This window comes from Streptomyces sp. NPDC101110 (assembly GCF_044759525.1).
Classification (GTDB): domain Bacteria; phylum Actinomycetota; class Actinomycetes; order Streptomycetales; family Streptomycetaceae; genus Streptomyces.
The window spans coordinates 173,386-179,105 of record NZ_JBIVZM010000016.1 but is presented as its reverse complement, the minus strand read 5'-3'; the positions used below and the strand labels follow the sequence as shown (position 1 = coordinate 179,105).

Annotated in this window: 1 protein-coding gene; it reads left to right on the top strand. The window is 70.9% G+C overall.

Features of this window, described 5'->3' with window-relative positions:
* Window positions 1-49: 49 nt before the first annotated feature.
* Window positions 50-5,632, top strand: coding sequence for an SDR family NAD(P)-dependent oxidoreductase (locus tag ACIQU3_RS31540; RefSeq protein ID WP_403929017.1), 5,583 nt, complete (start codon window positions 50-52; stop codon window positions 5,630-5,632).
* Window positions 5,633-5,720: the final 88 nt, after the last annotated feature.

Below are 5,720 nucleotides of genomic sequence, written 5' to 3'. Positions count from 1 at the left end.
CGTCTGATGCTGATGTGACGTCTGTTGTGACGTCTGATGTGTGGAGCTCTTGATGACAACGTCCCAGGCACAACTCGTCGAGGCGCTGCGTGCGTCGATCAAGGAAGCCGAGAGCCTGAAGCAGCAGAACCGGCAACTCGTCGGTGCGGCGACGGAGCCGGTCGCGATCGTCGGCATGGCGTGCCGCTACCCGGGCGGGGTCGCTTCGCCCGAGGACCTGTGGAGGCTGGTGTCGGACGAAGTCGACGCGATCTCCGGGTTCCCGACGGACCGCGGCTGGGACATCGAGGGGCTGTACGACCCCGACCCGGACAAGCCCGGCAAGATCGTCTCGCGTGAGGGCGGATTCCTCTACGAGGCGGGGGACTTCGATCCGGCGTTCTTCGGGATCTCGCCGCGCGAGGCGCTGGCGATGGACCCGCAGCAGCGGCTGCTCCTTGAGGCCTCGTGGGAGGCGTTCGAGCGCGCCGGTCTCGATCCCGAGGCGATGCGCGGCAGCCAGACGGGCATGTTCGCCGGGGTGATGAGCTCGGACTACTACTCCGAGTTCACCAAGTCCGTCGAGGGGCTTGAGGGCTATCTCAGCACCGGCAACTCGGGCAGTGTCGCCTCGGGCCGCGTCTCGTACGTGCTCGGCCTGGAGGGCCCGGCCGTCTCGGTGGACACCGCGTGCTCGTCCTCGCTGGTGGCCCTGCATCTGGCGGTCCAGTCGCTGCGCCGGGGAGAGTGCTCACTGGCGCTTGCCGGTGGTGTCACGGTCATGTCGACGCCGGACACGTTCGTCGAGTTCTCGCGCCAGCGGGGCCTCGCCCCCGACGGCCGCTGCAAGCCCTTCGCGGGCGCGGCGGACGGCACCGGCTGGGCGGAGGGCGTGGGCATGCTCCTCGTCGAACGCCTCTCCGACGCCCGCCGCAACGGTCACCAGGTGCTTGCGGTGATCAGGGGTACGGCCCTCAATCAGGACGGCGCGTCGAACGGTCTGACTGCGCCCAACGGGCCCTCCCAGCAGCGCGTCATCCGGCGGGCACTGAGCAACGCCGGACTGTCGACGAGCGACGTCGACGCGGTCGAGGCGCACGGCACGGGGACGCGGCTCGGCGACCCGATCGAGGCGCAGGCCCTCCTTGCCACGTACGGCCAGGGCCGCGAGGGCGCGGAACCGCTCTGGCTCGGCTCCATCAAGTCCAACATCGGTCACAGCCAGGCGGCTTCGGGCATCGCGGGCATCATCAAGATGGTCATCGCCATGCGGGAGGGCCTGCTGCCGAAGACCCTGCACGTCGATGAGCCGGCCCCCGAGGTGGACTGGTCGGCGGGCGACGTCCGCCTGCTGACCGAGGCCCGCAAGTGGCCGCAGGTCGACAGGCCGAGACGGGCAGCGGTGTCGTCGTTCGGCATGAGCGGTACGAACGCGCACGTGGTACTGGAGCAGGTGCCGGCGGCGGACCTCGGAGCAGGCGAGACACCGATCGTCGCCGGCTCCGTGCCGTGGGTCCTCTCGGGCAAGACCGAGGACGCGCTGCGGGGTCAGGCCGACCGGCTGCTCTCCTTCCTGGAGCGCAAGCCCGAGCTGGGCCCGGCGGATGTCGGCTACTCCCTGGCGGTGTCGCGCGCACGGTTCGAGCACCGGGCCGTGGTCACGGGGGCGAGCCGTGAGGAGCTGCTGGCCGGCCTGCGGTCGGTGGCTGCCGGGGAGGCACCCTCGGGGAGCGTCAGCCGTGGCCGACTGGCCTTCCTGTTCACGGGGCAGGGCAGCCAGCGGGCCGGAATGGGCCGCGAGCTCTACGAGACGTATCCGGTGTTCGCCGCCGCATTCGATGAGGTGTGTGCCCGCTTCGATGGGCAGCTGGAGCGTCCGCTGAAGGATGTCGTCTTCGGCACGGACGGGACGGACGCCGGTCTGATCGACCAGACCGTGTACACGCAGGCCGCGCTCTTCGCCATCGAGGTCGCGCTGTTCCGGCTCGTCGAGGCGTGGGGGCTGACCCCTGACTTCCTCGTCGGGCACTCCGTGGGTGAACTGGCCGTGGCCCATGTGGCGGGGGTCTTCACTCTGGAAGATGCCGTCAAGCTCGTCGCCGCGCGTGGGCGGCTTATGCAGGCCCTGCCCGTCGGTGGGGCCATGGCCGCGATCCAGGCCACGGAGGCGGAGGTCCTGCCACTTCTGGAAGGCCGTGAGCACGAGGTCGCCATCGCCGCCATCAACGGGCCCACGTCCGTCGTGGTCTCCGGTGACGAGGCTGCGGTGATCGAGGTGCTGGAGGACTGGCGGGAGCAGGGCCGCAAGGTCCACCAGTTGCGCGTCAGCCACGCCTTCCACTCACCGCGCATGGAACCCATGCTGGACGAGTTCCGCACCATCGCCTCCGGGCTTGCGTACCGGACTCCGAGCATCCCGGTCGTCTCCAACCTCACCGGCCAGCTCGCCACCCCTGAAGACATCGGCTCACCCGAGTACTGGGTACGCCACGTCCGCCAAGCCGTCCGCTTCGCCGACGGCATCACCCACCTCGCCGAACAAGGCGTCACCACCTACATCGAGCTGGGCCCGGACGGCACCCTCTCCGCCATGGCCCAGGAGACCCTCACCGACACCGACACCGCGGCCTTCAGCCCCGTACTCCGCAAGAACCGCCCGGAAGCGGAGACCCTCACCCAGGCCATCGGCACCGCCCACATCCACGGCGCCGAACTCGACTGGGACGGCGTCTTCGCAGGCCGGGGCGCACGCCGCGTCGACCTGCCCACCTACGCCTTCCAGCACCAGCGCTACTGGCTGCGGGCGACCGCCCCGGCCGGTGATGCCTCAGGCCTCGGGCTGGACACGACAGCACATCCGCTGCTCGGTGCCGCCGCGGTCCTCCCCGAGACCGGTGGCGTGCTGCTCACAGGCCGGCTGTCGCTTCAGTCGCAGCCGTGGCTGGCCGACCACACCGTCATGGGCACGGCCGTGGTGCCGGGCTCGGCGCTGGTCGAGCTGGCGATCCACGCCGGTGACCAGGTCGGCTGCGGGTCCCTGGAGGAGATCACGCTCCAGGCCCCGCTCGTCCTGCCCGAGCAGGGCGGCGTAGTGCTGCGGCTGACGGTCGATGCCGCCGATGAGCGGGGGGGCCGCCGGGCAGTGGCGATCCACTCCCGGCCCGACAGTGCCGGGGACGACGCGTCTTGGTCCAAGAACGCCGTGGGCCTGCTCACGGACGAAACGTACGACGGGGGCTCCGATCTGTCGGTGTGGCCGCCGCGGGGTGCCGTCGCGATCGACGTCGACACCACCTACGAACACCTCACACACGCCCAACTGACCTACGGGCCCGCCTTCCAGGGCCTGCGCGCCGCCTGGCGTCTCGAAGACGACATCTACGCCGAAGTCGCCCTCCCCGAAACCGCCACCACCGACGGCTTCAGCCTCCACCCCGCACTCCTCGACGCCGCCCTGCACGCCCTGCCCCTCACCCCCCACGAGCAGGCACGCACCACCTCCACCTGGAACCACGTCACCCTCCACGCCACCGGCGCCACCACCCTGCGCGTCAAACTCTCCACCACCAACGGCACCCTCACCGCCGCCGATGACACCGGCACACCCGTCCTCACCGCACAAACCATCACCTGGCGCCACACCACCCCCGACGAACTCACCACCGGACACCACCCCTTCCACGACTCCCTCTTCCACGTGCAATGGCCACAGCTGCCCCTCCCCCCGGCCAACCCGGGCGCGTGGGCGGTGGTGGGTGAGCCGGACGGCTTCGGCGACGACGGTCCGGTCTTCGCGGACCTGGCCGAACTGGCCGGCGCCGACACGGTTCCCGAGGTCGTGCTCGCTCCCCTGGCGGGATACGGGGACACCGACACGGCCACCGCCGCGCATCGGGCCACCCGCCACGCACTCGCCCTCGTCCAGGGCTGGCTGTCGGAGGACCGGTTCGCCGGATCCCGCCTGGTCCTCGTCACCCGTGGTGCGGTCGCCGCCCGGCCCGGTGAAGACGTGGCCGATCTGGCCAACGCGCCCGTCTGGGGTCTCGTACGCTCCGCGCAGGCCGAGAACCCCGACCGGTTCCTGCTCCTCGACACCGACGAATCCGCCGGGCTCGCGGTCCTGTGGCCGCTACTGCGGGCCGGTGAGCCACAGGCAGCCGTGCGGGAAGGGGCCGTGCACGTACCGCGGTTGAGCCGGGTCGCCAAGGCCGACGACGCCGGTGAGATCGCCACACCCGGCCCGGACGGAACCGCTCTGATCACCGGAGCCGGCACCCTGGGCGGCCTCGTCGCCCGCCACCTCGTCACCGTGCACGGCGTACGACACCTCATCCTCACCAGCCGGCGCGGGCAGAGCGCGGACGGCGCGCCCGAGCTGGCCGCCCAGCTGACCGAACTGGGCGCGCACAGCGTGCAGTTCGCCGCCTGTGACATCGCGGACCGCGAGGCCCTCGCGGCTCTCCTGGCCGGCATCCCCGTCGACCGCCCCCTCACCGGCGTCTTCCACACCGCCGGTGTCGTCGACGACGGTCTGGTCACCTCCCTCGCCCCCGAGCGCCTCGACGCGGTCCTGCGGCCCAAGGTCGACGCTGCTCTCAACCTCCATGACCTCACCAAGGACCTGGACCTCACCGCCTTCATCCTCTTCTCCTCCTCCGCAGGCCTCTTCGGGGATCCGGGCCAGGGCAACTACGCCGCCGCCAACACCTTCCTCGACGCACTCGCCCACCACCGCCACGCACTCGGCCTCCCCGCCACCTCACTCCAATGGGGCCTGTGGGAACAGCGCAGCGGCATCACCGGACACCTCACCACCGCCGACATCGAGCGCATCCACCGCTCCGGCATGACCCCCCTCCCCACCACCCACGCCCTCCAACTCCTCGACACAGCACGCACCTCGGGCTACCCGGTGCTCTCCCCCATGGGGCTGCACCCGGCTCGTATCCAGGTGGACGACGGTCCGGCGTCCGCGATCCTGCGCAAGCTCGTACGCGTACCGGCGCGGCGCGTGGCGCACGCGAACGCCGGCGCCGCCGGTGGCGCGAAGGCCCCGTCCTTCGCCGAGCGCCTCGCCGGACTGTCACCCGCCGCGCAGCTGAGAACCGTCCTGGAGCTGGTGGCATCGAACGTGGCGGCGGTGCTCGGGCACTCGCAGACCGGCTCGATCGACGCCGAGCGGAGCTTCAGGGAACTGGGCTTCGACTCGCTGACCGCGGTCGAACTGCGCAACCGCCTGAACGCGCGCATCGGCGCGAGCACCGGGCTCCGCCTCTCGTCCACCCTGGTCTTCGACTACCCGACCCCGCAGGACCTGGCGGAGTACCTGTGCGGCGAGATGGTCGGCGGTGCCGCGGACGCGGCCGCCGCCGCGCCCGTCGGCTCGGTCCTGTCCGAGCTGGACCGCCTGGAGTCGGCGATGTCCCGCGTCGCGCTCCACGGCGACGCGGGCAGCGAAGCAGGCAGTGACGGGCACGGCGACGCGGGTGAGCGGGCGGAGAGGGTCACGGAACGGCTGAAGAGCCTGCTCTCCAAGTGGAACGAAATCCAGGGCGCCACGACCGGGGCGGCCGCGGACAGTGACGACGATCTCGAATCGGCGACCGCCGACGAGATGCTTGCCCTTATCCAGCGGGAATTCGGCAAGGCCTGAGAATCCGCCGCGTACCGGGATCCAGTGAGATCCCGGTACCGGCATCTCCGGCTCTCGCGCAGCATTTGACTTCGATAGGTGATAAATC